19 protein-coding genes and 2 CRISPR repeat arrays are annotated in these 25,285 nt (G+C 39.3%); of the genes, 3 read left to right on the top strand and 16 right to left on the bottom strand.

Translation table 11 applies throughout. From position 1 onward, the window contains the following. The first annotated feature begins 30 nt into the window (after positions 1-30). Positions 31-1,078: direct repeats of the CRISPR family, unit length 47 nt; unit sequence GTTGTGAATTGCTTTCATTTATCCGTATCTTTGGGATACAACACAAC. 107 nt (positions 1,079-1,185) lie between these two features. Continuing rightward, a CRISPR array of direct repeats spans positions 1,186-3,542; the repeat unit is 47 nt; unit sequence GTTGTGAATTGCTTTCATTTATCCGTATCTTTGGGATACAACACAAC. Positions 3,543-3,600: 58 nt separating this feature from the next. The 5 genes from cas2 to MKJ01_RS02815 all read right to left on the bottom strand — a co-directional run bounded on the left by cas2 (position 3,601) and on the right by MKJ01_RS02815 (position 10,657). Then, entirely contained in the window at positions 3,601-3,939 is a 339-nt protein-coding gene (gene cas2 / locus MKJ01_RS02795) for a CRISPR-associated endonuclease Cas2 (protein ID WP_007842732.1), read from the bottom strand. Positions 3,940-3,983: 44 nt separating this feature from the next. After that, on the bottom strand, positions 3,984-4,877 hold the full coding sequence (gene cas1, locus MKJ01_RS02800) for a type II CRISPR-associated endonuclease Cas1 (RefSeq protein WP_241611615.1): 894 nt from the start codon (positions 4,875-4,877) through the stop codon (positions 3,984-3,986). Positions 4,878-4,896: 19 nt separating this feature from the next. Next, a complete protein-coding gene (locus MKJ01_RS02805; protein WP_241611614.1) occupies positions 4,897-5,415 on the bottom strand; it encodes a DUF6155 family protein in 519 nt (172 codons plus the stop codon). 17 nt (positions 5,416-5,432) lie between these two features. Next, positions 5,433-9,731, bottom strand: coding sequence for a type II CRISPR RNA-guided endonuclease Cas9 (cas9, locus tag MKJ01_RS02810; protein ID WP_241611613.1), 4,299 nt, complete (start codon positions 9,729-9,731; stop codon positions 5,433-5,435). 248 nt (positions 9,732-9,979) lie between these two features. Continuing rightward, entirely contained in the window at positions 9,980-10,657 is a 678-nt protein-coding gene (locus tag MKJ01_RS02815) for a YceI family protein (RefSeq protein WP_241611612.1), read from the bottom strand. Positions 10,658-10,888: 231 nt separating this feature from the next. Between MKJ01_RS02815 and MKJ01_RS02820 the strand changes: the two genes are divergently transcribed. Both MKJ01_RS02820 and MKJ01_RS02825 read left to right on the top strand, forming a co-directional pair. Beyond that, positions 10,889-13,012, top strand: a complete 2,124-nt coding sequence (locus MKJ01_RS02820; protein WP_241632471.1) for a Tex family protein — start codon at positions 10,889-10,891, stop codon at positions 13,010-13,012. A 7-nt stretch (positions 13,013-13,019) separates the two neighbouring features. Further along, positions 13,020-13,598, top strand: a complete 579-nt coding sequence (locus MKJ01_RS02825) for an RDD family protein (RefSeq protein ID WP_241611610.1) — start codon at positions 13,020-13,022, stop codon at positions 13,596-13,598. 173 nt (positions 13,599-13,771) lie between these two features. Here MKJ01_RS02825 and MKJ01_RS02830 read toward each other — a convergent pair whose 3' ends face one another. The 6 genes from MKJ01_RS02830 to MKJ01_RS02855 form a co-directional block, all read right to left on the bottom strand. Then, complete coding sequence (locus MKJ01_RS02830; RefSeq protein WP_027388856.1) at positions 13,772-13,948, bottom strand: histone H1; 177 nt, start codon at positions 13,946-13,948, stop codon at positions 13,772-13,774. 317 nt (positions 13,949-14,265) lie between these two features. Next, positions 14,266-14,961, bottom strand: coding sequence for an ABC transporter ATP-binding protein (locus tag MKJ01_RS02835; RefSeq protein ID WP_241611608.1), 696 nt, complete (start codon positions 14,959-14,961; stop codon positions 14,266-14,268). After that, positions 14,955-16,301 carry a DUF3526 domain-containing protein gene (locus MKJ01_RS02840; protein ID WP_241611606.1) on the bottom strand — a complete coding sequence of 449 codons (1,347 nt, stop codon included), beginning with the start codon at positions 16,299-16,301 and terminating at the stop codon, positions 14,955-14,957. The genes MKJ01_RS02835 and MKJ01_RS02840 overlap by 7 nt, the downstream gene beginning before the upstream one ends. Beyond that, on the bottom strand, positions 16,302-17,747 hold the full coding sequence (locus MKJ01_RS02845; RefSeq protein ID WP_241611603.1) for a DUF3526 domain-containing protein: 1,446 nt from the start codon (positions 17,745-17,747) through the stop codon (positions 16,302-16,304). It lies immediately after the preceding gene. A 2-nt stretch (positions 17,748-17,749) separates the two neighbouring features. Next, positions 17,750-20,068, bottom strand: a complete 2,319-nt coding sequence (locus MKJ01_RS02850; protein ID WP_241611601.1) for a TonB-dependent siderophore receptor — start codon at positions 20,066-20,068, stop codon at positions 17,750-17,752. Positions 20,069-20,197: 129 nt separating this feature from the next. Next, positions 20,198-20,554: a hypothetical protein gene (locus tag MKJ01_RS02855; RefSeq protein WP_241611599.1), complete on the bottom strand. Its 357-nt coding sequence runs from the start codon at positions 20,552-20,554 to the stop codon at positions 20,198-20,200. Between the two features lie 264 nt (positions 20,555-20,818). On the opposite strand from MKJ01_RS02855, the gene MKJ01_RS02860 reads away from it, so the two are divergent. Continuing rightward, positions 20,819-21,082: an SWEET family sugar transporter gene (locus tag MKJ01_RS02860; protein WP_241632473.1), complete on the top strand. Its 264-nt coding sequence runs from the start codon at positions 20,819-20,821 to the stop codon at positions 21,080-21,082. Positions 21,083-21,116: 34 nt separating this feature from the next. On the opposite strand, the gene MKJ01_RS02865 is transcribed toward MKJ01_RS02860, so the two are convergent. The 5 genes from MKJ01_RS02865 to MKJ01_RS02885 all read right to left on the bottom strand — a co-directional run bounded on the left by MKJ01_RS02865 (position 21,117) and on the right by MKJ01_RS02885 (position 25,209). After that, entirely contained in the window at positions 21,117-21,452 is a 336-nt protein-coding gene (locus MKJ01_RS02865) for a hypothetical protein (RefSeq protein ID WP_241611596.1), read from the bottom strand. A gap of 260 nt (positions 21,453-21,712) precedes the next feature. Next, positions 21,713-22,000 (bottom strand): hypothetical protein, encoded by a 288-nt coding sequence (locus MKJ01_RS02870; RefSeq protein ID WP_241611595.1) that lies wholly within the window; start codon positions 21,998-22,000, stop codon positions 21,713-21,715. 17 nt (positions 22,001-22,017) lie between these two features. Next, positions 22,018-23,379 (bottom strand): S41 family peptidase, encoded by a 1,362-nt coding sequence (locus MKJ01_RS02875; RefSeq protein WP_241611594.1) that lies wholly within the window; start codon positions 23,377-23,379, stop codon positions 22,018-22,020. Positions 23,380-23,383: 4 nt separating this feature from the next. Continuing rightward, a complete protein-coding gene (locus MKJ01_RS02880; RefSeq protein ID WP_241611593.1) occupies positions 23,384-24,124 on the bottom strand; it encodes a hypothetical protein in 741 nt (246 codons plus the stop codon). Positions 24,125-24,297: 173 nt separating this feature from the next. Further along, complete coding sequence (locus MKJ01_RS02885; RefSeq protein WP_241611592.1) at positions 24,298-25,209, bottom strand: choice-of-anchor J domain-containing protein; 912 nt, start codon at positions 25,207-25,209, stop codon at positions 24,298-24,300. Positions 25,210-25,285: the final 76 nt, after the last annotated feature.

The raw sequence follows: 25,285 nt of genomic DNA on the forward strand, positions 1-25,285 counted from the left end.
GTTTACAGGAAAAACCGTTAGGGCTTGTAAGTTGTGAATTGCTTTCATTTATCCGTATCTTTGGGATACAACACAACAAAATTAGGTTAGTTTAATTCCTCCACGGTGTTGTGAATTGCTTTCATTTATCCGTATCTTTGGGATACAACACAACTGCGAGATTGACGAGGAGTATTTTAATGCAGTTGTGAATTGCTTTCATTTATCCGTATCTTTGGGATACAACACAACACTTCGAAAGAGGTGAGTATAACGTTCGTAGTTGTGAATTGCTTTCATTTATCCGTATCTTTGGGATACAACACAACGTTTACAGGAAAAACCGTTAGGGCTTGTAAGTTGTGAATTGCTTTCATTTATCCGTATCTTTGGGATACAACACAACCTCGTCAAGCTATTGATGTATCAACTGCAAGTTGTGAATTGCTTTCATTTATCCGTATCTTTGGGATACAACACAACCTTATAATTTTATTTTCGAATTGTTTCATTGTTGTGAATTGCTTTCATTTATCCGTATCTTTGGGATACAACACAACTAGGTAACTGAATGGTGTACTGACCATCGTGTTGTGAATTGCTTTCATTTATCCGTATCTTTGGGATACAACACAACCTTCGTTGAATTTTGACCAGATTGCGCTATGTTGTGAATTGCTTTCATTTATCCGTATCTTTGGGATACAACACAACGCTGCAAGATTATAAGCTGAACCAATACTCGTTGTGAATTGCTTTCATTTATCCGTATCTTTGGGATACAACACAACACCGGCATTAAAAGTGAATTTGCGCTGATGGTTGTGAATTGCTTTCATTTATCCGTATCTTTGGGATACAACACAACTATAAGAGACCTTTTCCTGCTGAGTTTCTGGTTGTGAATTGCTTTCATTTATCCGTATCTTTGGGATACAACACAACTTCTGTTGATCGGCGTTGAATATAATACAAGTTGTGAATTGCTTTCATTTATCCGTATCTTTGGGATACAACACAACATTATGAGAAGACGAGGCGGCTTTGGCCGAGTTGTGAATTGCTTTCATTTATCCGTATCTTTGGGATACAACACAACTAGTAGGGCTTTTAAATTGGTTCATAAGCCGTTGTGAATTGCTTTCATTTATCCGTATCTTTGGGATACAACACAACGGGGGCAATATGAAGCCTGACAATAACACAGTTGTGAATTGCTTTCATTTATCCGTATCTTTGGGATACAACACAACTAAATGTGTTGAATCCCGCATCAACGGTCTGTTGTGAATTGCTTTCATTTATCCGTATCTTTGGGATACAACACAACCTCACCTGTATATTTATGAATATTATTCCTGTTGTGAATTGCTTTCATTTATCCGTATCTTTGGGATACAACACAACTGATCTCACAATTTATATCAGCAACGCACCGTTGTGAATTGCTTTCATTTATCCGTATCTTTGGGATACAACACAACTTATGGAGTAAGTGGGAAGAGTTTTACTCTGTTGTGAATTGCTTTCATTTATCCGTATCTTTGGGATACAACACAACCTTCCCATGTGGGAAATGTTATGAGTGTCGGTTGTGAATTGCTTTCATTTATCCGTATCTTTGGGATACAACACAACACTTAGATAATCCATCGCATAACTACTTATGTTGTGAATTGCTTTCATTTATCCGTATCTTTGGGATACAACACAACGCAAAACGATACACCATTATACTACTCAGGGTTGTGAATTGCTTTCATTTATCCGTATCTTTGGGATACAACACAACTCTAACTGCTTATTCGCCAATTTAGCACCAGTTGTGAATTGCTTTCATTTATCCGTATCTTTGGGATACAACACAACTTCCTATCATTGATATGGAGCCAAATTATAGTTGTGAATTGCTTTCATTTATCCGTATCTTTGGGATACAACACAACTTACCCCAAAAAAGGTAAATTTGAAATATGGTTGTGAATTGCTTTCATTTATCCGTATCTTTGGGATACAACACAACGTCCTCCTTTTTCATGGAGATAGCTATATCGTTGTGAATTGCTTTCATTTATCCGTATCTTTGGGATACAACACAACCGGCGGCGGATAAATCCAGCGTGTCCGTGTGTTGTGAATTGCTTTCATTTATCCGTATCTTTGGGATACAACACAACCAAAATTTTCGGTCTGCAAGTTCTTTAAACGTTGTGAATTGCTTTCATTTATCCGTATCTTTGGGATACAACACAACTCGTTATCTTTGTACCTGAATTTTACTTCCGTTGTGAATTGCTTTCATTTATCCGTATCTTTGGGATACAACACAACATCATGTTTGTATTGACTTAAGGTAGGTTGGTTGTGAATTGCTTTCATTTATCCGTATCTTTGGGATACAACACAACGAGAAACCCTGTAGAATTGGCCATAGGGCGGTTGTGAATTGCTTTCATTTATCCGTATCTTTGGGATACAACACAACGGACGACTTAAAGTATGTTACCGAAGCGGTGTTGTGAATTGCTTTCATTTATCCGTATCTTTGGGATACAACACAACTCGGGCTGGGGTTATGATGTAACCGATTACGTTGTGAATTGCTTTCATTTATCCGTATCTTTGGGATACAACACAACGTGTAGTGAGAAAGGATATGCTGACTCTACGTTGTGAATTGCTTTCATTTATCCGTATCTTTGGGATACAACACAACTATTAATCTTTCTCCATGGCATTGTGGTTGGTTGTGAATTGCTTTCATTTATCCGTATCTTTGGGATACAACACAACAAAATTAACCGTCAATGATTATGCAATAGCGTTGTGAATTGCTTTCATTTATCCGTATCTTTGGGATACAACACAACTGAAGCGGCAAAGAAGCCATCCGCAACGACGTTGTGAATTGCTTTCATTTATCCGTATCTTTGGGATACAACACAACGTTATGGTTTTAAACAGACTAATAAATCACGTTGTGAATTGCTTTCATTTATCCGTATCTTTGGGATACAACACAACAAGGGTTAAAAATATCGCAATTGAATTGCTGTTGTGAATTGCTTTCATTTATCCGTATCTTTGGGATACAACACAACTTTCGGAACTGAAAGCCAGTTCGCCTGATTGTTGTGAATTGCTTTCATTTATCCGTATCTTTGGGATACAACACAACAAAGCAAACAGATAGTTTGATCGCCTTCATGTTGTGAATTGCTTTCATTTATCCGTATCTTTGGGATACAACACAACATTACTTTGTTGAACAAAGAGCACCTTTGGGTTGTGAATTGCTTTCATTTATCCGTATCTTTGGGATACAACACAACGTAAACGAATTATAATCGTCTGAATCATTTGTTGTGAATTGCTTTCATTTATCCGTATCTTTGGGATACAACACAACCTCTGATGAAAAAAGGACTTTTCCGTAAATGTTGTGAATTGCTTTCATTTATCCGTATCTTTGGGATACAACACAACTTACATAGATGTAGAAACTTTCTCCAGCGTGTTGTGAATTGCTTTCATTTATCCGTATCTTTGGGATACAACACAACCTCAACATTTAACCCACTGAATTTCAGTGGGTTAATTTATTCATTAGGATTTAAAAAATCAGAACAGTTCGAGTTGTTGGAAGGTCGGAGGCGGTTCTTCTTTATTTCTGGCAAAGAAGATCTCAATGTCGCCGAACTGTTTATCGGTAATGCACATAATGGCAACTTTTCCGGCTTTGGGAAGCATAAATTTGACTCTTTTAATATGCACTTCCGCATTTTCACGGCTCGGGCAATGGCGGACGTACATGGAAAACTGGAATAGCGTAAAGCCGTCATCAATCAGGGCCTTACGGAAACGGTTGGCATCCTTCATATTGGCCTTTGTTTCGGTCGGGAGATCATACAATACTAATACCCACATAATCCGATATGCGTTAAACCTTTCGGCGTTCATATTTTTATTTGTAAAATATACAATGTAAAAAGTAATTCAATTCATCAGATCAGTTCAGGATAAGAGATCAGCCGCTTTTCTCCCGTGTAACATTTATAAAGCGATGATGCTGTGGTTTTTACGGCTATCAACAGAGGTCTTGTTTTACTGTCAATCAGCACATCTCTAGTCGCAATCTGAAGAATATATGCTTTGAATTCCTTAGTCAGGTCTTGCGTCCCAGGATGTATTTTTAGCCATTGCATTGCCAAAAGGTCTACAAAAGGACGATAAGGTTCCATTAAATCATCAGCGAGACAGTACGGATTGTATTTGTTTTTATGAAAGATGCCAAGAACAGGGAGAAGTCCGGTTTCCACAATAGCGCGGGCAACAATGCTCCGAAGTACCGCATAGCCGAAATTAAAAAATTGATTGGGAGAATCGCCGAAACGCTGTCTCAGAAAATCCAGGCTGATGAGGTATTTCCAGTAATGCTGAGCGGCAATTCCTTCCATGTTGCTAATGTCACCGGATTTTACATTCCGCTGGTATTCCAGCATCGGTTCGTAATAATTCCCAAGTTTCATCAGCACATTCTTCTGGTTTTCAATTTTGCATTCCACGGTCTGTTTCCAAAGCTGTTTCTTCAACGGTTCGCTGGCTTCCAGCTGGTCTTTCACCCGATCCGAATACTCGGTATGACCATACAACGGAAGCATAATTCCGTGTGGCAAATGATGGGCATCACAACTCACAACCACCACATTATTTCCCATCATTTTCTGGATCAGGTTATGCGAAATGGTGATCTGGTAATGGTCCAGCATCAGAAGTCCCAAATCTTCGACGGGTACACTCCCCTTTTCCGTTTTGGTTTCCGGACAAAGGATTTTCAGCTGCTCATCTTTGAGTTTAAGATAAGCGGGATTGCCAATGTAGATGGAGCGGGTGATCATGATTTTTAGCTTTAATTACTTAATGATAATATTCATAAAAAATTTCTCTCATATCATCCGCAAATCCATATCCGCAGTACTCCGACCACTTGACACATTGTTCTGCACGGACTTTGAAATCATCCAGCAGATTGTTCTTTTTTAAAAACACCAATGCTGCTTTGTAATTATTGAACGTCGCATTATAAAACTGTTCGGAAAAATCGCCGAACAGCGCAGTCAATTCACAGGCACTTTCAGGCAGATACAACATCACGTCCGCCAGATATTCCGGTGACGGCTGTAAATTTTTAAAATCTGAAATCGCTTTTTTGGCTACGGAAAACTTTTCGGTACTCCGCATCGGATTTTCCACATTAAATTCTTTGCGGATCAGCCTTTTGTATTTTTCCGCCAGTAGTTTTTCATTGGCCGGATTAAGGTAAAACTTATAAAACTCCTGAACTGAACTGTTTTTTTCATACAGATCCAGGATATGTTCTATGAGCTTTTCTTTAGACAGTTTTGAAAGTTCTTTTTTGAGGGCTGTTTTAGACATTTTAAATAATTTTTAGATTATGCTCTTGAAATGTTTCCTAACCAATCTATATTTAATTTGATACAAGTATCTTGAATTTTAATAGGTTTGACCATTGACTTTTTATTATTTTTATCCGTTGTTAGACTTTTTGTGAAAATTTCGCCAGCTTCATAGGGAGAACAATCCCGATAGGAACCGAATTCTACAAAATTCAACTCTCTTTTAGGTATCGCTTTGCCTTTGTATTGTTCTTTCAAAATTTCTTTTTGTTCATCACTTAAATCCTTTTGTATGCTTATAACGTTGGCATAATTGTGTGGTACGAAATGACAATCTTTTCCTCCAAATTTGGCAACTTTATAAACACGCTTACTAAATATCTTTTTGTTTTCGGTATCTGAAAGCCAATTTTTAAGTTCTTCGTTTGAAAGACTTAAGACTCTGTCTTCTCCATTTTCCGGCAGATATACCAAATCATTTTGTTGAAGTGTAAACAAAACTCTATCTGGATTTTCTTGGATTTTACCTCTTAATTTATTTCGTTCTCCATAAGTAAGTCTATAGGCTTCAGATATTTTTTGCTTAAAGTTTTCATCGTTATCTTTCAAAGAACTTTTAGCTATATCAGCCGAATCATATAGTGAAGCAATATCAAATACACGCTCTCTCCCTTTCTTTGTGTCTTTTTCCATTACCAAAAACAGGTAATTATCTCCGGTAACAACACTTAATTTTTCATTGTCCTTGTAAAGTCTTTGCAATGTACTTTCTTCCGTTTCTTTATTGCTGTACCAAACTTTGACTTTGTAAACGGGTGGTTTTTGTTGATCAGGCTGTTTTGTTTGGAACCTAGATTCATTAAACACTTTTAATCCTTCTCCTGTAAATGCCTCTTTTACGGATTCGTATTTGTTTTTATGGACATCTACTTCTTTCTGAAGAACTTCGTCTATGATTTGAGAGACGTCCTTAGCTTTCAAATTTGATAAATTAATCGTTTTTGTATCCCGTAGAAGCCCTGTTTTAGGGTCTTTTGTTTTTCCGTAATTAGTTTCCTGATGTAAAGCTCCTCTGATTTTTAACTGGAGTTTTCCATCATCGTTTTTCTTTACACCCAATTTATCTTTTGGCTTGATGGAAACGGTCATTGCTTCCAGATGGTTTTTGGCTTGCTCTACCAGTCCGTCGAATGGCTTGTCAAAAAATCGGGAACTTTCTATTTGTTTCTGGATTTCCTCTCTTCTTGATTTTTCAAGATTGAAGAAAGCTTCTAAAATGGTTTCTCCGTCTTTGATTTCCAAATGAAACTCTTCTTTTCTCTTAATGAGTTCATCCTGCAAATACTTATTGAGATTGTTCAAACGCTGGATATGATTTTGTCGTGTAAGAGCGACAACCAACGCATCAATGGCGTGATGTCTGTGGTCGTATCGTTTACTCCAGTTTTTAATGTGAAGAACTTTCTTATTTTTTCGTTCATCAAATTTCATTTTGACCCATTCTTCATTAGGTGCGCCTGTTTCAGGATTGATGTCCCACAACTCCATTTGTTTGAAACGATCTTTTGTTAATTTCATAAACAGATCACGAAGTCCCCATCTGCTTCTTAAAAAGTCTGTCACTTCTCCGGTAGTCGTTCCTACATTTTTGCTTCCAACAATTTTTGCCAGTTCATTTTTTACTGCGACCGAAATGTATTGCGTGTTCTTAATAGACCGCTCAACAAGGTCTTTGGGGATTTTTTCCAATAAAAGATTTTTCTTTTTCTTACCGTAGAAAGTATCGTTTACAAACTGAACATATTCTGATTCGGAACAGATGTCAAAACGTGAATTTTGCTGAGAAATGTATTCCCAGGCTGTTCTATTGCTTTTCTCTTCGTTAATATATGTCTCACACACAACTTTATTGGAAAGAGAGTCATCAAAATATCTGGATTTTGGAATAATGTGGTCTATATCATAAAGCCTGTCATCAAATAAAGAACTGAAAGGAATTATTTTGTTTTTAGTATATGGAGACATAAATTTTTGTTGTTCATACAACTTGTATTTCAAAATATTTCTGTCGGTTATCGGAATGTTTTCATCTTGTAATCTTTTTTTTATTCCATCATTTGTTCTTTGACTTTTGATTTGCCCTTTGAAAATTTTGTCTCTTTCCGCCGCACTGTTTTTTAAATCCCGGGCAAGTTCAATCCTGATTTCCAGTTCTTCTGGATTGAACTGGTATTGTTTCCAAAGGGATTTCACAATCTGCATTGTTTCATTTACCAACTGCGATACGATAGGGTTTCTTAAGTTTCGTTCCGAGTATTTTATATCGTGATAGTATTTAATCTGGGGCTTTATATTTTCTTGAGTATGCCTGCCGTATACCAGTGAACTTGCAAAAGCGTACATTAAGCCACCTGTGGAAAGAGCATCTGGATTACTTTCGATAAAATTACAGACGTAATCCTCTAATTTGTCCAACGAAATTCCGTCAACGATTTCTCCTGTTTTTATCAAATTAAATTTTTGCTTAACATTTTCCGGTATGTTCAGCGGGCTTAATCCCATCAAAGGCAACATGTTGATAATTGCTTTTTCGGAAAGGCTAGAATACTTTCTTGGAAACTTAATTGTCTGAGCCATTCTCAAAGCCATTTCGGTTACAAGTTCATTATCGTTTAAAGGCTTCAAAACTTCTATAATAGAAGAAACCTTTGGACTTTTGGCATCGTATTCACTGCCATTATTTGCATTATCGAAAATAGCTTTCCATAGTTTATTTACGATAAAATTATCTTGTAAATAAAGTTCATCAAAATGTTCTCCCAGAGCTTTTTTAATAGTGATTACAGTATCGCAGCCTTTTAGCTTGGCTTTGGCATTCAATCCGTTCAAATATTCTGTTTTATCACTTTTCAGGTTGATGATTTTTGCTACATCAGAAAAACTGACTTGTTTTTGTATTTGTAGTTTTTGATAAATCTGCTGTTTTTGCTCCGTTGTTAAGAATCGATCACTATATTGAAAAACGTTTTTGCTTTTTCTTTCATTCCATGCCTCTTGCTTGGAAGTGATATACATTCTGTTAATCTGGTCCCAACATCTGAAATTTTGAAACAACGGATGCGAATTAGGTAAAACTGTTTTTTCTTTCTCAAATTGGCACTTGCTGATTAATTCCGTTTGTGGTTTTAAGGGACGCTGATAATAAATTACCTGATTTTTGATGATGTATTTTAATCCTCCGCTAATAGCTTCTTTTCTTAGTCTTTCTTGTGATTTACTTTTTCCTGGAAACAGGTAATTGGCAATTTTTTCCAATTTATCCTTTGCACAATCATTTAAAAAGGAGTAGTACTTACTTTGCGTATTCCAAATGGCATCAAATTCCTCCTGATAGCGATTGCGAAGGATAAACCGATTTCTGATTTTTGTCCATTTGTTTTGTTCCAAATCTTTCACAAATAACTGGCTCACCAAAAGATTTGACTGTTTTAAATCTTCCTCTGTTTTTTCCATTTGCTTGCGCCAGTTTGTTTTTTGGGGTAAGGCAAATACAATCGAAGTAGTTTCTGCTTTTTTGTTTCTTCTGATGCGGATTTCTAATTCTTCTTCCTGATTAATTTTTTCGCTCAAATTTTGAAGTTCTGTTTCGCCTTCCAATTCTTCGTCATCCAGTAAAACGGTTACATTGAATTTATTATACTCTAAATCTTTATTTTTTCCCCTGCCTTTAAATTTTGTATCTGATAGCTCTACGTTTTGAATGAGTACTTTTTGGGTAATTACTTCATATTTTTTTACGCTTTCATTTTCATCACCGGAATCATCTTTTTTCTTATTCTTAACATCTTCCTCATTATTGCCTCCAGAGTATCCTCTTAGCTGATTAAACTGATATAATATTTTTCCGAAATCTTTAATGCCAACTACTTGATCAATTGCACTTGCTCTCAATTTGTAATGAGTAAGTGAATTCAACTGCATAGTTCCTTTCTTTATAGGCAGTAGTTCTAAATCTTGAATCTTGTTTGGTTCGGGAATACCATTTTTAAGTTGAAATTGCTCTGGCAACATTTCTAATTCGTGAAGAATATAGAGTAATTTATTGCGGCGTAGCTTATAGCGTTTATTCATTTTGCGGATAGTTCGTTTCGTTCTTCTATCAGCATTTTTAGTTATTCCGACTCCTTTTTCATAATCTTGTTTGTCTGTGCCCATCGGAATGATCCTGCTTCCCATACCAAGGATTTTCCCTTTCTTATTCTCAAAATCCTGTTGAATCAATGCCCACCCGATCGAGTTCGTTCCCAGATCCAGCCCAAGTATATTTTTAGTCATAATCTATCAGTTTTTAGAAATTGTCTAAATGTAAAAAGAAAATGAGTAAGTATTTTACGGGAAGCCATAAAACTATTAAAAAAATATTTTTTACATTTGTACATGAAAGCAATTCACAATAAGGATTATTCCGTTGTGAAAACATTTAGCGCCTCGACTATCTTCGGGGCATTTTTATTTTAATAGAGCAGACAACAAAAAAGCCACCCTACGAATAGGATGGCTTCTATTAAATAGATCTAACAATATTATTTTTTGGCTTTTACATCTACCGCAATTTCGATGTCTTTGCTGATCATCCATTCTGCAGGATCGGCTTCGGAAGTACCGAACTTGATTCCCCAATCGGCTCTGTTTACTGTGAATTTAGCCTGGATAGAAGCTGAACCTTCAGCAACGTCTACTTTAGCGGGGAACGTTACGTTCATTGTTTTTCCTGATAAGGTAAGGTTTCCGCTTACGGTTTTGTTGGCACCTGCAACCGCATCAGCAGGAGCATCTTTAAGATCGGTGACACTGGTGATCTTGAAATCTGAAGTGGGATTTTTTGTTGTATCGAAGAAATCAGGGTTTTTTAAGTGGGCTTCAAGGTCAGCAGGCTTTTTATCTTTTTCCGTTACGGAAGCAGGATCTACCTTAAGGGAATTCATGTCAATCACAAAATTTCCTGCCGTTACCTGTCCGTTTTCTACACTAAGGTCTCCGGACTTTATGCTTAAAGTACCCCAACGAGGAGCCATTCCGCCTTTGTGGAATGCTTTCCAGTTTACCATAGAGGTTGCTGCATCTACCGTAAGCAATTCGCCTTTGCTTTCTGCAACAGTCTGTTCCTGAGCTGTTTTTGCATTTTCTGCAGATTTTTCCTTGTTACAAGATGCAGCAAGCATGCCGACTGCAACTAATGCCATAACCGTTAATTTTTTCATATGATATAATTGTTTAAAAAGTTTGTTTTTAGGTTGTATATGATCAGATCATTGATAAAATCCCACCAAGTGCCAAAAATAGGAACTTCATCCCCCTTATGTCCTTATCATACATCAAGAAATGACAGCTCCAATCTTTTTGAGCCTAATGGCTAAAATAATAAAAATATGGTATATCCAAAACATTTGCCTCATATTAAAATTGATTATTTTAGCGGCTTAAATTTTAGAATGAACGCTACCACCTATATCCAAAAGTCCCTCAGTATTTCAGAAAAAAGCATCAGCGCCACGCTTCAGCTCCTGGCTGAAGACTGCACCATTCCTTTTATATCGCGTTACCGGAAAGATAAAACCGGAAACCTGGATGAGATACAGATTGAACAGATTGAAAAGCTGAACAGGCAGTTTGAGGAGATTGTAAAGCGTAAAAATACCATTCTGAAATCCATAGAGGAACAAAACGCCCTGACCTCTGAACTGCAACAGAGGATTGAAGGAAGCTTTGATCTGCAGGAACTTGAAGACCTGTATCTGCCCTTTAAGAAAAAGAGGAAAACCAAAGCGGATGCTGCCAAAGAGCAGGGACTGGAACCGCTGGCCAGAATCATTATGAGCCAGAAAACGCAGGATCTGCAGTCTGTAGCATTAAAATACCTGAATGATTCTATTGCAACAGTGGAAGAAGCCCTCCAAGGCGCAAGAGATATTATGGCTGAATGGATCAATGAAAACATGTATGTCAGGAAAAACCTGCGCCGGATGTTCCGGCAGAAAGCATTGATTACCTCAAAAGCGGTCAAAGCAAAAAAAAGCGAAGAGGAAGCACAGAAATTTTCGCAGTATTTTGAATGGGAAGAAAATCTCAGCAGGATTCCTTCTCACCGCCTTTTAGCCTTGTTAAGAGCCGAAGCAGAAGGATTTGTAAAAGTAAATAACGAAATTGATAAAGAGGAAGCCCTTACTTTTATTGAAAATGCATTGATAAAATCCGGGAACGAAACGTCCGGGCAGATTGCATTGGCCATTAAGGACAGTTATAAAAGGCTGCTTGAGCCAGCCATTTCAAACGAAACACTTCAGGAAGCCAAAGAAAAAGCAGATAAAAAAGCCATTGAAATTTTCTCCGGGAACCTTTCCCAGCTTTTGCTGGCCCCTCCTTTGGGAGAAAAGAGAATCATGGCGATCGATCCCGGCTACAAGAGCGGCTGTAAAATAGTATGTTTAGACGAAAAAGGAGATCTGCTGCATAATGAAACCCTCTACCCTCACGCTCCGCAGAATGAAAGCGGGATGGCAATGAAGAAAATCCGTTCCATGGTAAACGCCTATCACATTGAAGCCATTTCCATCGGAAACGGAACGGCAAGCCGTGAAACTGAATTTTTTATTAAAAAAATAGCTTTTGATAAGCCGTTACAGGTTTTTGTCGTTTCAGAAGCGGGAGCTTCCGTATATTCTGCGAGTAAAATTGCCCGGGACGAATTTCCGAATTATGATGTAACGGTCCGCGGTGCGGTTTCCATCGGAAGAAGACTGGCAGACCCATTGGCAGAGCTGGTAAAGATCGATGCCAAATCAATCGGGGTCGGACAGTACCAGCATGATGTGGACCAGACCCAGCTTAAAAGTGAGCTGGACACCACAGTGATGAAATGTGTCAATTCTGTAGGCATCAATCTGAATACCGCAAGCAAATCCCTGCTGAGCTATGTGTCCGGAATCGGTGAGAAAACAGCAGAAAACATTGTGAATTACCGTGCTGAAAACGGTGCTTTCTCAGACAGGAAGCAGCTGAAAAAAGTTCCGAGACTGGGTGAAAAAGCTTTCCAGCAGGCTGCTGCTTTCGTAAGGATCACCAATTCAACAAATCCTCTGGATAATTCCGCCGTCCATCCTGAAGCTTACGGTATTGTGGAGCAGATGGCAAAAGACCTCGGGATCAAAACCCACGAACTGATTGCCAACAAGGAAAAAATTACGTTGGTCGATCCTGAAAAATACATCACAAAAGAGATTGGTATCCTGAGTATTAAAGATATCATCAAAGAGCTTGAAAAACCGGGACTTGATCCCAGGAAAGCGGCCAAAGTATTTGAGTTTGATCCCACTGTCAAAAAAATAACCGACCTGAAAACCGGTATGGTTTTGCCTGGAATCGTAAACAACATTACGGCTTTCGGGTGCTTTGTAGATGTAGGCATCAAGGAAAGCGGCCTGGTGCATATTTCCCAGCTGAAAGACGGTTTTGTATCAGACGTGAATGAAGTCGTAAAACTCCATCAGCACGTTCAGGTAAAAGTAAAGGAGGTGGATGAAGCCAGAAAAAGAATTCAGCTGAGCATGATTTTATAGAACTTTAATGAAAATATCAGAAATCAAAGAAAGAAAAATCATTCACCGCCCCACTCTTAATTTTGATGAGTACGGAAAGAGGATTTATCATACTTACGAATATTATCTGCCGTATAATCCCGGATTTAAAGGGAATGAAACCCAAAGGCTTCTCGCAAAATGGATTGATATGGTGGTTTTTATTTTCATCTTTCATTTTATGTTTAACAGGATGCTTATCCTAAGTATTTTATTTTCGATTCCCTGTGTTATTATTTCCGGAGCAGTAACCGAATTTTATTTCGGAACCACTTTAGGAAAGAAAATATTTAAAATGAAAGTGATTGATGATGAAGGAAATTACCCAAAGCTTTCTAAATCGTTTTTAAGAAACGGTTTATGCCTGTCCAATTTCAAACCTGTCTTTTCAGAATACTCCAGAAAAACGGTTGCCATGGGAAGTAGAAGCGGAATACAGATGAATTTCAGCATGCATCTGAATAATACCATCTGCAGAACCTATGTTGTAAAAGAAAGTAAGCTTAACGAGATCAAAAGTTTACTTGATACAGAGCAGCCTCTAAACAACAGGCGGCTTATCGATTAAACGTCTGTTATTTTAAATCTCTTGCTATTTGAGCTTTACAAGTCTATTAATAACTTTTAATACATATATTATTTCCTTTATTTGCTTCTGAGAATACGCAAGAGTATTGAATTCCGAATAAATTCAACAGGTATAATAAAAAAACCAGCTTAATAAGCTGGTTTCGGGAGTACTTATTTTTTAGATTCTTCAACAGAAACTTTTCTGAAATCCTTGAAAAGTTTACTCAGTTCTAAAGCTGATTTACGAGCTCTTGTACCCGCTGCCTTGTTTCCTTTTTCTGCCTGTTGGTTTGCTTCGTTTGTGAAAGCTTCAAATTCTGCGTTGATTTTTTCGATGAGTTCTTTCATTGTTTTTTAAAATTTAGGCTGCAAATATAGGTTTTATGGTGGTTCCAGCCTAACAGTCGACACAAAAAATCTTATAATTAATTAAAATTAATTTGATTTTATGCTCTTTTTATCAGAATTTGAAACAAAGTTCCCAAATATACACCATCACAATAAGAAAAACTCCTGTATTGCTACAACATGGACAATCTTCTTTAATTTAAGGCTAATAGAAATTCCTGACTGCTTTATTTACTTTCAAAAATGTTCCCGTGTTTTAAACATCACTATTAAATTCTTACAGAAAACAGGTTTTAAATACCGTCTTAACCGTTAATTTAAATGGTCTTAAGATAGAGCTCCTGCAGTTCTTCAGCGGTAAATGCTTTGGACGGTACGTTATGGACCAGTTCTCCCTGTTTCATGATACCGATATCCGTAGCTACGCTTGCGGCATTGAAAATATCATGGGTAGCCATGAAGACAGTCCTTCCCTCTTTTCCCAGCTGCCGTACAATTTCTGTAAATTCTGCAGTGGCAATGGGATCCAGACCGCTGGTCGGCTCATCCAGCAGCAGTACTTTTGCATCTTTGGCCAAAGCAATGGCTATACCTACCTTCTGGCGCATTCCCTTGGAATATCCGCCCAAAGGTTTCCGGTGGGCAGTTTCCTGAAGCCCAGTACGGTTCAGAAAGGCAGACAGTTCCTCCCTGCTGTAGCTGAATCCTGCAATCCTGGAGAAGAAATCAAGGTTTTCAAGTCCTGAAAGGTTAGGATATAAAAGTACGGTCTCCGGAATGTAGGCCATGTGCTTTTTGATTTCCTGAGGATAGTCCCTGACAGAAATGTCATTGATAAAAGCGTCCCCGGAAGTTGCTTTTATAAGCCCGAGAAGAATATTGATGGTGGTGCTTTTTCCGGCTCCGTTCTGACCCAGCAAAGCAAAAATATCACCTTTCCCGACTTCCAGGTTAAGAGACTGCAGAGCGGTAAAACCATTATATTTTTTGTGGAGGTCAATTGTTTTTAGCATAGTTTTCTGAATTTATTTTGTGAAAGAATGAGGATGAGTGCAATAAGGATGATATATGGTAAAAAGATGCCTGCAAGATTTATATTTCCTGAATTTTTAAAAAAAGATATCGTCTGCCTGTCCCATTGTACAGCGTCTGCCTTTTTACCTGAAAAAATAAGAGGATAGAAAAACAGCCGCTTAGCTTCATGAAAACGCTGCAATTCAGCTGCATACTCCAGCTGGTTATCCATTCCCGTCCTGGCCAACCGGCTTTCGGTAAGCTGTGTATGGATATTGGGAAAGATATACCCGAGGAATTCGGCTGCCCGGCTGCGCTTCTCCATTTTTTCAGTGTACTGTTTTGAAGAAGCTGAAGCTTCCAGGTCGCCCATATGCTGCATGGCATAATACCACGTCCAGGTGAACGCCTCATTTTCTTCTACCTTAAAATGTCGGTACTGAGGATAGGCGCTGTAAAATTTTTCCATCGTGGGCCGTTTTGCCTCATCCCATTTGTTATGATAGCCTTCCCGCTGCTCTATCATGGCTTTAAGAGATTCCTGTACCGGATAGTATTTCTGGATCACCATGTTGCTGCTCATCGGGATGATAAAATTCATTGCCATCCACACCATCAGCAGAATCAATGCGTTTTGAGCAGACGATTTCCTGAACAGAATGACCCAGCGGCACAGCACAAACCAGAACAGAATATACAGCCATCCTGAAAGAATAAACACTGCAAAAAAACGGTCTGCGGGAATACCGATCCACAAAGCAGCTGTCGCGATTAAGATAAAATACACCATATTCACGGCACAGAACCTGATTATCAGTCTTGCATCTAACAACTTACCCAGTCCGGCACTTTGCACGGAAAGCAATTTCCACCGTCCGCTCTCCTCTTCCTCTGAAATCAGGTTGTAGCAGAAAGCTATAATGATCAGCGGAAAAAGGAAGACCAGCACAAAACTGAAATCGAAATTTCCGGCCGCCGCATTTGCAGGGTTATAAAAATCCGAATTGTAGCGCTGCTCTTCAAGATTCCTTATGGTCACGCCTTGTATGAAAGGGTTAAGGTCACGCATTCCTATGCTGAGAGCAGCAAGTTTTGGCGCCTCATTGACCAGATTAAATTTAACGTAATAAAGAATCAGGCCCAGATCATCCTGATGGTATTTCACATTCTTTGCGATACTCTGTTCTTGGAACTGCCCGCTTTTGGCAATAATGTCATGGTTCCTTTGCAGGAATGTATTACCGGTATAAATTGCGGTAATCCCTGCCATCAATAAGACCAACAGTGCCATCACATACGCTTTGTTGCGATAAAATTGTTTTATCAAATACTTGTTCATCTAGATTAATTTTAAGTTTCTGCCTCCTGTTTCAATTACACACACACTTATTAACAGCCAGAATAAAAGAGATGCCGCAGGCATCCACTGTTCGCGGATACTTTCAGAGACCGGTGTGTACCGGTAATTGAAATCAGGGAATTTTTTCCAGTTTTCACTTTTAACAATAGCCGGCGGTCCGCCTTTTTCAGGCTTGATATTGCTAATCTGCCCGATTTGCAGGTCATTAAGCCGCTGCGCCATTTGATAGCGGTATTCCTCAGCCTGTTCCTGGAAACGGCTATATGCGTAAAAATCAGTTCCTGCTGCCGTCATCGAAAAATTTTTAATGGCAATCACGGGGTCCAGAAATGCGGAGAAATCTGTAAACTGCTGCTGCCGGTGATAAGTTTCCTGGAGCTTTTCCTGATGCCTGATGTAGATTTTCGAGCTGATCTTTTCTCCTTCCTTCATCACTAAGCCGCTGTAATTAAAGGGCAGATCATCTGTTTTATCCACTTTATAACGGGTAAGCAGGGAATCTTTTATTTTCTTAAAGTGCGGATCATCCGGATTATGGCTGTCACCTGCTTTCATGATGTCCTGTTCCAGTGCCATCTCAAATGCAATACGGGATGGTGAAGGGTAAAGGTTCTGGGCAGCAAACTGAACGCCTTTCGGGATGAAAATTACCAGAAGCAGCCAACATCCTATAAGATTTACCAAAGCCAGTGAAGAACTTTTACTGTAGGCCGACAACAGCACTGTAAGCGAAGACATGAAAAAGTAATACACCATATAGGCAGGCATAAGCATCAGCAGTCTGATGCCGATATCTTCCCATGACGTTGCCCCTGACATGAGGGTAACCAGAAATATAACAGGCAGGACCGGCAGTAAAAACAGTAATGAGAACTGCCATAGCCCGAGTATTTTACCCCAGACAATATCCCTTCCTGAAGCTCCCTGTGTACTGAGAATCTTTAGCGTGGCATCCTCGCGTTCCCGGGAAATAAGCCCGAAACCCAAGAACAGAATAATCAGCGGTACAATGCATTGCAGGATAAAAGCACTGGTAAAGGCCCCAAAGCGTACCAGTATCCCTGAACTCCCGGCTTCCGAAAGGTTTGCCGTATTCTGCTTGTGCGCTTCCAGGAAAATAACATTCCCCAGATAATCATCCAATCCGTTATCAAAAATGCTTAAGGGATGACCCGTACGGAAAACCAGATAACCGTAATGTGCCATCCGATGGGGATGTTTCGCCGGCCTGTCTTCCCAATGTTCCCGGACTTCTTTACGGTATTTCTGTATCCTGGTACCGGTTTCTTCATATTTTATATATCCGACTCCCATACTCAGCATACAGAACAGAAGTACGATAACGGCAATCAGCAGATTTTGTCTTTCTTTCAGCAGATCCCGCCGGGTTTTCGTGATGATCAGTCTTAAAATTGATATTGTCATAATTAAAATAGATAAGTAGCTGTGATTAGATAATTTCGCGGGGCACCGGGAAACAGCCGCAGATAATTCTGGGCCCCCAGCCAGTAAGCAGTATTGGTAATGTTATTAATATTTAATGCCAGCTGAAGCCTGGAAGAAACGGGAGCATAATATAAAGCTGCATCTAAAGTGGTATAAGCCGGAAGCTCAAAACTTCTCGTAAACCAAGGTATTTTGGCACTCTGGTAAAGCATTCCCAGGCCTACTCCAAAATCTTTAAACACAGGCAGCTTCGTAAAGTTGTACCGGGTCCAGATATTGACCGAATTTTTAGAAGTATTCTCCTTTCGTTTGCCGATAAGTCCTGCATCCGCATCATTGCGTATTTTTGCATCGATGTAGCTGTATCCTGCATATATATGCCATTGCGGAAGAATGTATCCTGTAAATTCAGCTTCGAATCCACGGCTTATGTCTGCACCACGCTGAACAAGTTCATCGGGCTCGGCAGGATTATTCGCGTTGATGAGGATATTTTTCTGATTAATTTCATACGCAGCAAGGCTGGCAGACAGTTTCCCAAACAGGCGGGCTTTTATTCCGAATTCTTTCAGGTCAGAAGTCAACGGCCTGAACCTTGCAGCAGATTGTAAACCGGTCAAGTTTGCCGTATTCGGCATTAAGGTTACCGTATTTGACTGTGGCTGGTATCCGGTGAGATAAGTTCCATATAAATTAATGTCTTCCGTAATACTGTAGGTGATCCCTAGACGATACAGAAATTTCCCGTTGCGGAAAGAAGTTTCATCATCTTTTTTAAAACGGGTAATATCCTGAAACCATTCGTGTCGGATTCCCGACAGCACTTTAAATTTCCGCCAGCTAAAAAGATGCTGAAGATATACTGCATGTGTCGTGGTGAGTGCCGGCGGTAAGGCTGTATTTACATTCATCGTGTAAAAATCCGAGCCCTGATGATTTTGCGCTCCGGGCGATAAATCAAACGGGGTCACATTCGCTTTAGGAATAGTAAGACCGTTATAAATAACCGTCTGGTACGAAACTGCATTTGCCGGGTTATAAGAAGAGGCAACGGAACCATCCTTCAGCAAAAAACCTCTTGCCGCATTCTGTTCTCCCCCATCGCGTTTTTCCCAGACCTGGCTGTCGTAGCCTATCAGTGTCTGGTGTTCCATCTCTCCTGTTCTGTAGCTGAAATTGAAGTATGCGTTGATATTATCCGTGTCCCATTTCTGGTTGCGCTGAACAAACTGCATCATGGCCAGACTGAAGACGGGCTTATTATTGATGTCCGGTACAAAAGTGTTAGTTGTCCGGTGCTCCTGGAGGTTTTCATTCCACAACTGCTTCATATACGAGGCATTAAAGCTGACATGTGGATTGAAATGGTGCGCAAGGCTTCCCGTAATGATGAATTCACGGGTTTTAAAATAATCGTCAGGTGCTCCAAGGTTCAGGCTTCTGGGCGTACTGTTGAGATCGGTTTTTCCAGGAACCGCTCCGAAAATGGGCTGGCCTCTGTCCAGATTTCCATGAAGGTCATTAAAAATCATTTCGACGTTCAGAGAGGTCTTTTCATCAGGAATAAACGTAACGGACGGCGAGATTAAGATTCCGGTATTGGTCACATGATCCCTGAATGATCCTGCATCCTGATAGGCCCCGTTGAAGCGGTACAGTAAAGTTCTGCTCTTGTTCAGAGGCCCGGTAAGATCGGCAGTTACCCGATAAGTATCAAAACTTCCTCCGGAATTACTAACCTGATACCGTGGTGTTGTCAAAGGCTTTTTGGTCACCATATTGATGGTGCCTCCGGGATCAACACTGGACATCGTGATGCTTGCCGGACCTTTAAAAACTTCCACACGTTCGATATTGGAAGTCATGGGCTGGAGAAAATAATACTGCTGGGTACGCATTCCGTTGATGATCTGGCCTTCTTCATTCTGGCTGATTCCCCGGATATTATATTGGTTATAATAGCTTGAAGGCGAAACCCCGGCCACATTCTTCATCACCTCTCCCAGCTGAAATGCCTGCCGGTCATTAATGAGTTCTTTGGTAACGGTATTCAGCGTTAAAGGCAGGTCTTTATTCTTCATGGCCGTTTTAGTGGCTGCAAAGGAATAATCCGAGATATAATCCCTGGATCTTCTTCCTGTGATTTCAACGGTCTGAATATTGGTCGCAGAAGAATCTTTTTCTTTCTGCTGCGCATGTAAAACCGGTGACAGCAGAATAAAGCTTATCACGGAAAGCCTATATATTGTACCGGCAGTACAGGAACGTACTTCCGGATCATAAAAATTAAAAGTTTGCATTAGGTAACGAATAATACAGGCATTAAAAATACCTTATGAGTAATAAGAATCCCGTTATTAAAACAATAACATAGAAATCCACAAAGTTCTTTACAGGTCTGGACCTGTGATAGCAGCAAATAAAGAAATTCAGGCTGCGGAGTGTGGGTAAACGGGTGGAGCGCGTGAGCTGAAGTAATCCAGCAGGCAACGGTAAGTAATAGCTTTCGGGTGCGGCATTTCACCGTCGGAAACGACATCAGCTGTCCATTGTATAGCCAGCATTTCAGGCATCAGGACATTATTCATCTGCATATGAAGTGCACACTGGCATTCATCATCCTGAGAAATAGTGGATCCTTTTTCTGGTTTTGAGCTTTTTGTTTTTTCAGAAAGAGTTTTGCTGTGGCGTATGTGTTCCATGCAGCTACCGATTCCGCTGACGTTATATAAAAACACCAGCAGTAAAGAGAAAACGAAAAAATTTCTGAAATACGTACGCATCATGTAGACGGCAAAAGTACAATATATTTTTTAATCTGACATTAACCCAAAATGAAATCAATTGCTTTTTAACAGCAACAGCAGCTGACTGAAAGCTACTATTTAAAAGATTTAAATCCAAATTCCACTGTCGTTGTTGCTCATTTTGTCATTATTAACTGATCCTAGGATAAGATAAATCATTGATTATTCAAATGTATTGAATTGGGCATGTTAGTTGCAAATGCTATTTCCTTTATACTTAACCGCAAGTTAAAACCGTACATGATGAATAACGAAAAATTTTTCAGAATATTAGGATGGGTTGCTACCGTAACCGCAATGGCTATGTATGTTTCTTACATCCCGCAGATCCGAAGTAACCTTGCAGGAAATAAAGGGGAATGGCTGCAGCCGCTGGTTGCCGCCGTTAACTGTACACTGTGGGTGGTGTATGGTTTTATGAAAAAACCTGAAAGGGATATGCCGATTATTATGGCCAATTCACCGGGCATCATATTCGGGCTTTTTGCATTTTTTACTGCACTTTAAGCCTCTATCCTTTCAACTTTGGTTTACCCTGGATTTACAGCTTTTTTGTATCAGCGCCACCACTTTGCCTGATTACGGTAAGCACCAACATGAAAAAACCAATTGCAAAAAGGAGGCTGCCTATAAAAGCAATGGTCCCTGCAACACTATAATATAGAGAAGTAAGCGTAGTATCCATGTTCCGGCTATAAACCAGATAAGGCATGAACATGAAGAAGACCGACGTCAGGAAAACAATTACAGAACCTATTACCAGGAGTATGGCTTCAGTACTCATCCGTTTATACGCATAGAAAATACTGATTCCCATCATCAGTAAGGGAACAAACAGAGAAATAAGACTCAAAAAGGAAATATTCAGATTTTCCATATCCGTTTTTATAAGATGGCATACAATTATGCTGCCATGATACAGAAGGATGCCAATCACAACGCATTTTCTATTTCTTGTTGTTTTTGAGGTATGATGACAGAAGATATCCCGCATTTTTTATTTAAATGTTTTCAGGATCTTAAAAAAACATCCATCATTTTTATCAGCAAATCAGTTTTTCTAATTATAGATTGAGATTGTACAAATCAGTTTTTGAAAACACAGAATGATAATTAAAAGCCTGCTTATACAAATAATCAGTGATTCGTTTTTTGATCGCACGATTTTAGTTTTCTTCGTAATTCCCGGAACTTTGGCGTCAGCACTTTCCTCAAACCGTCATGGAACTGTTTATAATCTTTTATGCTTTTCTCCAGTTTCTTTTTATTCGTTAGATATTCCTCATATAAATCCCTTAACTCAGAAGAGCCGGACAGGATTTCGGAAAACTGTGCTCCGTCTCCTTCCAGGGTTTCTGTCAGACAGCGGTACGCCTCTATGCGTTCCGTAAGGTTGTTGTGAAATTTAGGCTCTATTCCCTGCATTTTATTTGAACTGGGTATTATCTTGTCATTCCGACAAAAGGATTATCACTCTGAAATAATACTTTAAGTTCATGATTTGAATCCTGTTTACCATAAACCGATTTTGAATAAATTTTATATAAAGCCGATGAAAGCAAGGTTTCCCCGGGATCACCAAGAGATAAAAGAGGCAAAGAACTATATTCATTCACTGCCATCTGAGGAGCAATTCCGCTGCTGTAGCCGCCTTCACCGGATGCATTAAACACTTTATAGATCACCGGATGAATCTGCCATGAAATCTTCTTAGGCTTACGTTTATCTTCAATGGTAAAACCCGCCATATCCTTTCCCAATGTTTTTTCTCCTACCTGGATCACCTGCATATACGGCTTTAAATTATTAATGATAATTTCTGAAGCTGAAGCCGTACTGCCTGAAGTAAGAATGTATACTTTACTCAGGTTTAATGAATTCACATGAAGGGTATTAAAATCAAGCGCATTGGGATCATAAGCGATCTGCTGTGAGAAGGTACGTTTGACTTCTCCCCCGTTTTTGTTTCCTTTATAGGTTATAAATGGTGAACCCGCAGATATTCCTGAAGGAATCAGTGAGCATAATGCCGCGGCCGAAGAAACGGAGCCCCCGTAATTATAACGAAGATCAAGTATGAGTTCCTGAACTCCGGCCGCTTTAAAGGCACTGAATTTCTGATTTAAACTCTGCGTCATTCCGTCGGGAAAATCATAAATATAAAGATAACCCGTTTTTTTACCAGCCTCATCAAAAATTTTAGACATAATTGGCTGCTCAAAGGAATACCCATAATATACCGTCGTATTTTTTTCATTAACGACGGTATTGTTCTGCCAGTCTCCTACTGTAAGATCAATAACCGTCTGTTCCTGAAGAGAAGAAGTCAACGGTCCGGCATTGGAAGCGGTAAGCACCGTTCCGTTGATTTTTTTGATGATCATTCCTCTCTTTAATCCTGCATTCATCGCAGGAGAATTGGTAAGAACGAGTTTTATAACGGTCACCACTTCACCATTCCCGAGCTGTAAAACAGCATAATCAAAACCATACATAGCGCGTATAGAACGTGGGTATGTAGACGGATCCTTGGTATCGACAACATAGGAAAAACGATCCTGAGGGGATAGTAAGCTTTTAAAAAAATCTTTTACGGGAAGATGATAATCCGGTTTTGAGGGAATCTGATCTGACCAGTAATAGTAGCGCCTCATGCTGTCCCGGACCCAGACATTAACCGATTCGGTGCTTCCTTCAGGAAATTCCGGTAAGGCATCATCGGGTTCGCTGCATGACAGCACAGTCATGCCCATCAAAATCATCACCAATATAAAAAATGCAGAAAATCGTTTTATTTTTGTCATTATTTTAAAGGTAATCAGCAATATCTATATCTCCTTTTACTACCATGGTTCCATTCTCCATTTTTTCCTGGATAACGATCATATTGGCCCCGATGTCCTGTTTTATCTTCACCGAAATCAGACCGGAGCCCATGTAAGGCTCTGAAGTTCCCGGCTTATACAATTCCAGATATACAGGTGCGGAAGTGCTGAAAAAATTATAGATTTTAACGGCTGTAAAATTCTCCTTCCCGATATTGTCAAATTCTGCCAGCACCATTCCGTTTTCTCTTTTCAGTATTCCTTTGACGCTGGTCAGAGAAGCCCCTGAGAATTCGCCAAGGTTGGGAAAAATAAACTCAAACCCTACTTTCCCCAGGTTTACCTGAGGTTTTACAGCATAGGTTTTCAGGAAAATCCCCGGAAGATTGAAGAAGTACAGGTTTTTATAATCCTCTGCATTATGGTAGGTGATGTTGTATTTTGCAACCTGTGCCCCTGTCTGGTTGTTATAAATTGCAAGCTCATCGGTTTCGTCTTCATCGAGCACAAATCTAACCTTGGTTTCGATCTGGTTGGTATAAGAGGTATTTCCGTTAATGGAAACTGGTGAACCATTGAGCCTCATCTGTAAAACATCCGGTTTTGAATAGCCTTTTATATTAATGTCAGCGGCCTTTTGTATCTTGTCATACGGCTGCATCGTATCATGATCAGCACATGAAAACAGAAGTAAAAACAGGACCAGTGCTATGATATTTTTCATTGATCGAAGTATATTAATTGATAGAATTAAACCTAAAAACTGCCCTACCCCACAGCAGGGCAATAAAAATTATAAATAACTAAATCAGATATGTTTACATTTATTTGAAAGCACATCAATATCGTAAAGTTTTCATGGTTATCGGTTAGAGATGAGTGCTTTTATGAGAATGGTTATTTTTTAATGAATTTCAACATTTCTTTTATATTTCCATCGGAAATTTCAGCAACATATGCACCTTCTGATAAGGAAGCCACATCAATGTTTTTAGCATATTTGGTCATGACAACTTTTTGGCCAGCCATATTATAAACCGTCACGATAGTTGTATGTTCTTTTAAATTCGGACTAAGCTGCAATTGTAAAGAATGAGTTACAGGGTTTTCCATTACTTTGGTTAAATTTTTAACAGCCTTTACATCATGTGTTTTTAAAACGGATGAAAAAATAGCCATTTCATCAATATTGATATTCTGAGAATTGATTGGTGCAGATACAATTCTGTTTGACCATAAACCGATGTAGATCTTTTTTCCTGCAAAAGCAGAAATATCCACTAAAGATTCTGCAAACTGGGTAAGATCTGCCGGCAATGTTGAACTGGCCAGGAGTTTATACGTTGCTCCTCCTGCATTTTGCGCCGCCGTTGCCAATTGTTGAAAATCGGACAGCTCAGGCACCTGTTTTTGAGGGGTACTTACAAAAATATAGAGATCTCTCCCTACACTGACATGTGTAGACCTTTGTCTTCCGATATAGCCGGCCAGGGTAATGGTTCCGCTTGCTCCCGTAAGATCGATCTGAGGGGAAATGATCCAGTCATTTTCTGTTGCAAAACCAGTGGCGTTACCAGAAGGAACCAAGTTAATGGAATGGCGGAGAACCCCTGAATTCCCATATGCCAAAGCAGTTCCGTTGTGGTAGATATTCTGCCCTTGGGTCCATCCGTTTCCGTTTCCGTTTACATCATAGAAAGTCCATCCCTGTAGAGAAGCAGGCGTATCAAAAGAATTGCTCCAGACCGGATACTGTGCAAAAACAGATTGTGACAGACCTATAAGAGAAAGTAAAATTAATTTTTTCATAATACCAATTATTAAAGTTTTTTGTTTTTGTAATAAAAGCAGGGAATGGCTATGATGCCATCCCTGCTTTTTAGGT

The sequence above is a fragment of the Chryseobacterium sp. SSA4.19 genome, assembly GCF_022601875.1.
GTDB lineage: Bacteria > Bacteroidota > Bacteroidia > Flavobacteriales > Weeksellaceae > Chryseobacterium.

Excerpts from the sequence above, each read along its gene's own strand:
- cas2 (WP_007842732.1), bottom strand. The coding sequence starts at position 3,939 with ATGAACGCCGAAAGGTTTAACGCATATCGGATTATGTGGGTATTAGTA.
- cas1 (WP_241611615.1), bottom strand. The coding sequence starts at position 4,877 with ATGATCACCCGCTCCATCTACATTGGCAATCCCGCTTATCTTAAACTC.
- MKJ01_RS02805 (WP_241611614.1), bottom strand. The coding sequence starts at position 5,415 with ATGTCTAAAACAGCCCTCAAAAAAGAACTTTCAAAACTGTCTAAAGAA.
- cas9 (WP_241611613.1), bottom strand. The coding sequence starts at position 9,731 with ATGACTAAAAATATACTTGGGCTGGATCTGGGAACGAACTCGATCGGG.
- MKJ01_RS02815 (WP_241611612.1), bottom strand. The coding sequence starts at position 10,657 with ATGAAAAAATTAACGGTTATGGCATTAGTTGCAGTCGGCATGCTTGCT.
- MKJ01_RS02820 (WP_241632471.1), top strand. The coding sequence starts at position 10,889 with ATGAACGCTACCACCTATATCCAAAAGTCCCTCAGTATTTCAGAAAAA.
- MKJ01_RS02825 (WP_241611610.1), top strand. The coding sequence starts at position 13,020 with ATGAAAATATCAGAAATCAAAGAAAGAAAAATCATTCACCGCCCCACT.
- MKJ01_RS02830 (WP_027388856.1), bottom strand. The coding sequence starts at position 13,948 with ATGAAAGAACTCATCGAAAAAATCAACGCAGAATTTGAAGCTTTCACA.
- MKJ01_RS02835 (WP_241611608.1), bottom strand. The coding sequence starts at position 14,961 with ATGCTAAAAACAATTGACCTCCACAAAAAATATAATGGTTTTACCGCT.
- MKJ01_RS02840 (WP_241611606.1), bottom strand. The coding sequence starts at position 16,301 with ATGAACAAGTATTTGATAAAACAATTTTATCGCAACAAAGCGTATGTG.
- MKJ01_RS02845 (WP_241611603.1), bottom strand. The coding sequence starts at position 17,747 with ATGACAATATCAATTTTAAGACTGATCATCACGAAAACCCGGCGGGAT.
- MKJ01_RS02850 (WP_241611601.1), bottom strand. The coding sequence starts at position 20,068 with ATGCAAACTTTTAATTTTTATGATCCGGAAGTACGTTCCTGTACTGCC.
- MKJ01_RS02855 (WP_241611599.1), bottom strand. The coding sequence starts at position 20,554 with ATGATGCGTACGTATTTCAGAAATTTTTTCGTTTTCTCTTTACTGCTG.
- MKJ01_RS02860 (WP_241632473.1), top strand. The coding sequence starts at position 20,819 with ATGAATAACGAAAAATTTTTCAGAATATTAGGATGGGTTGCTACCGTA.
- MKJ01_RS02865 (WP_241611596.1), bottom strand. The coding sequence starts at position 21,452 with ATGGAAAATCTGAATATTTCCTTTTTGAGTCTTATTTCTCTGTTTGTT.
- MKJ01_RS02870 (WP_241611595.1), bottom strand. The coding sequence starts at position 22,000 with ATGCAGGGAATAGAGCCTAAATTTCACAACAACCTTACGGAACGCATA.
- MKJ01_RS02875 (WP_241611594.1), bottom strand. The coding sequence starts at position 23,379 with ATGACAAAAATAAAACGATTTTCTGCATTTTTTATATTGGTGATGATT.
- MKJ01_RS02880 (WP_241611593.1), bottom strand. The coding sequence starts at position 24,124 with ATGAAAAATATCATAGCACTGGTCCTGTTTTTACTTCTGTTTTCATGT.
- MKJ01_RS02885 (WP_241611592.1), bottom strand. The coding sequence starts at position 25,209 with ATGAAAAAATTAATTTTACTTTCTCTTATAGGTCTGTCACAATCTGTT.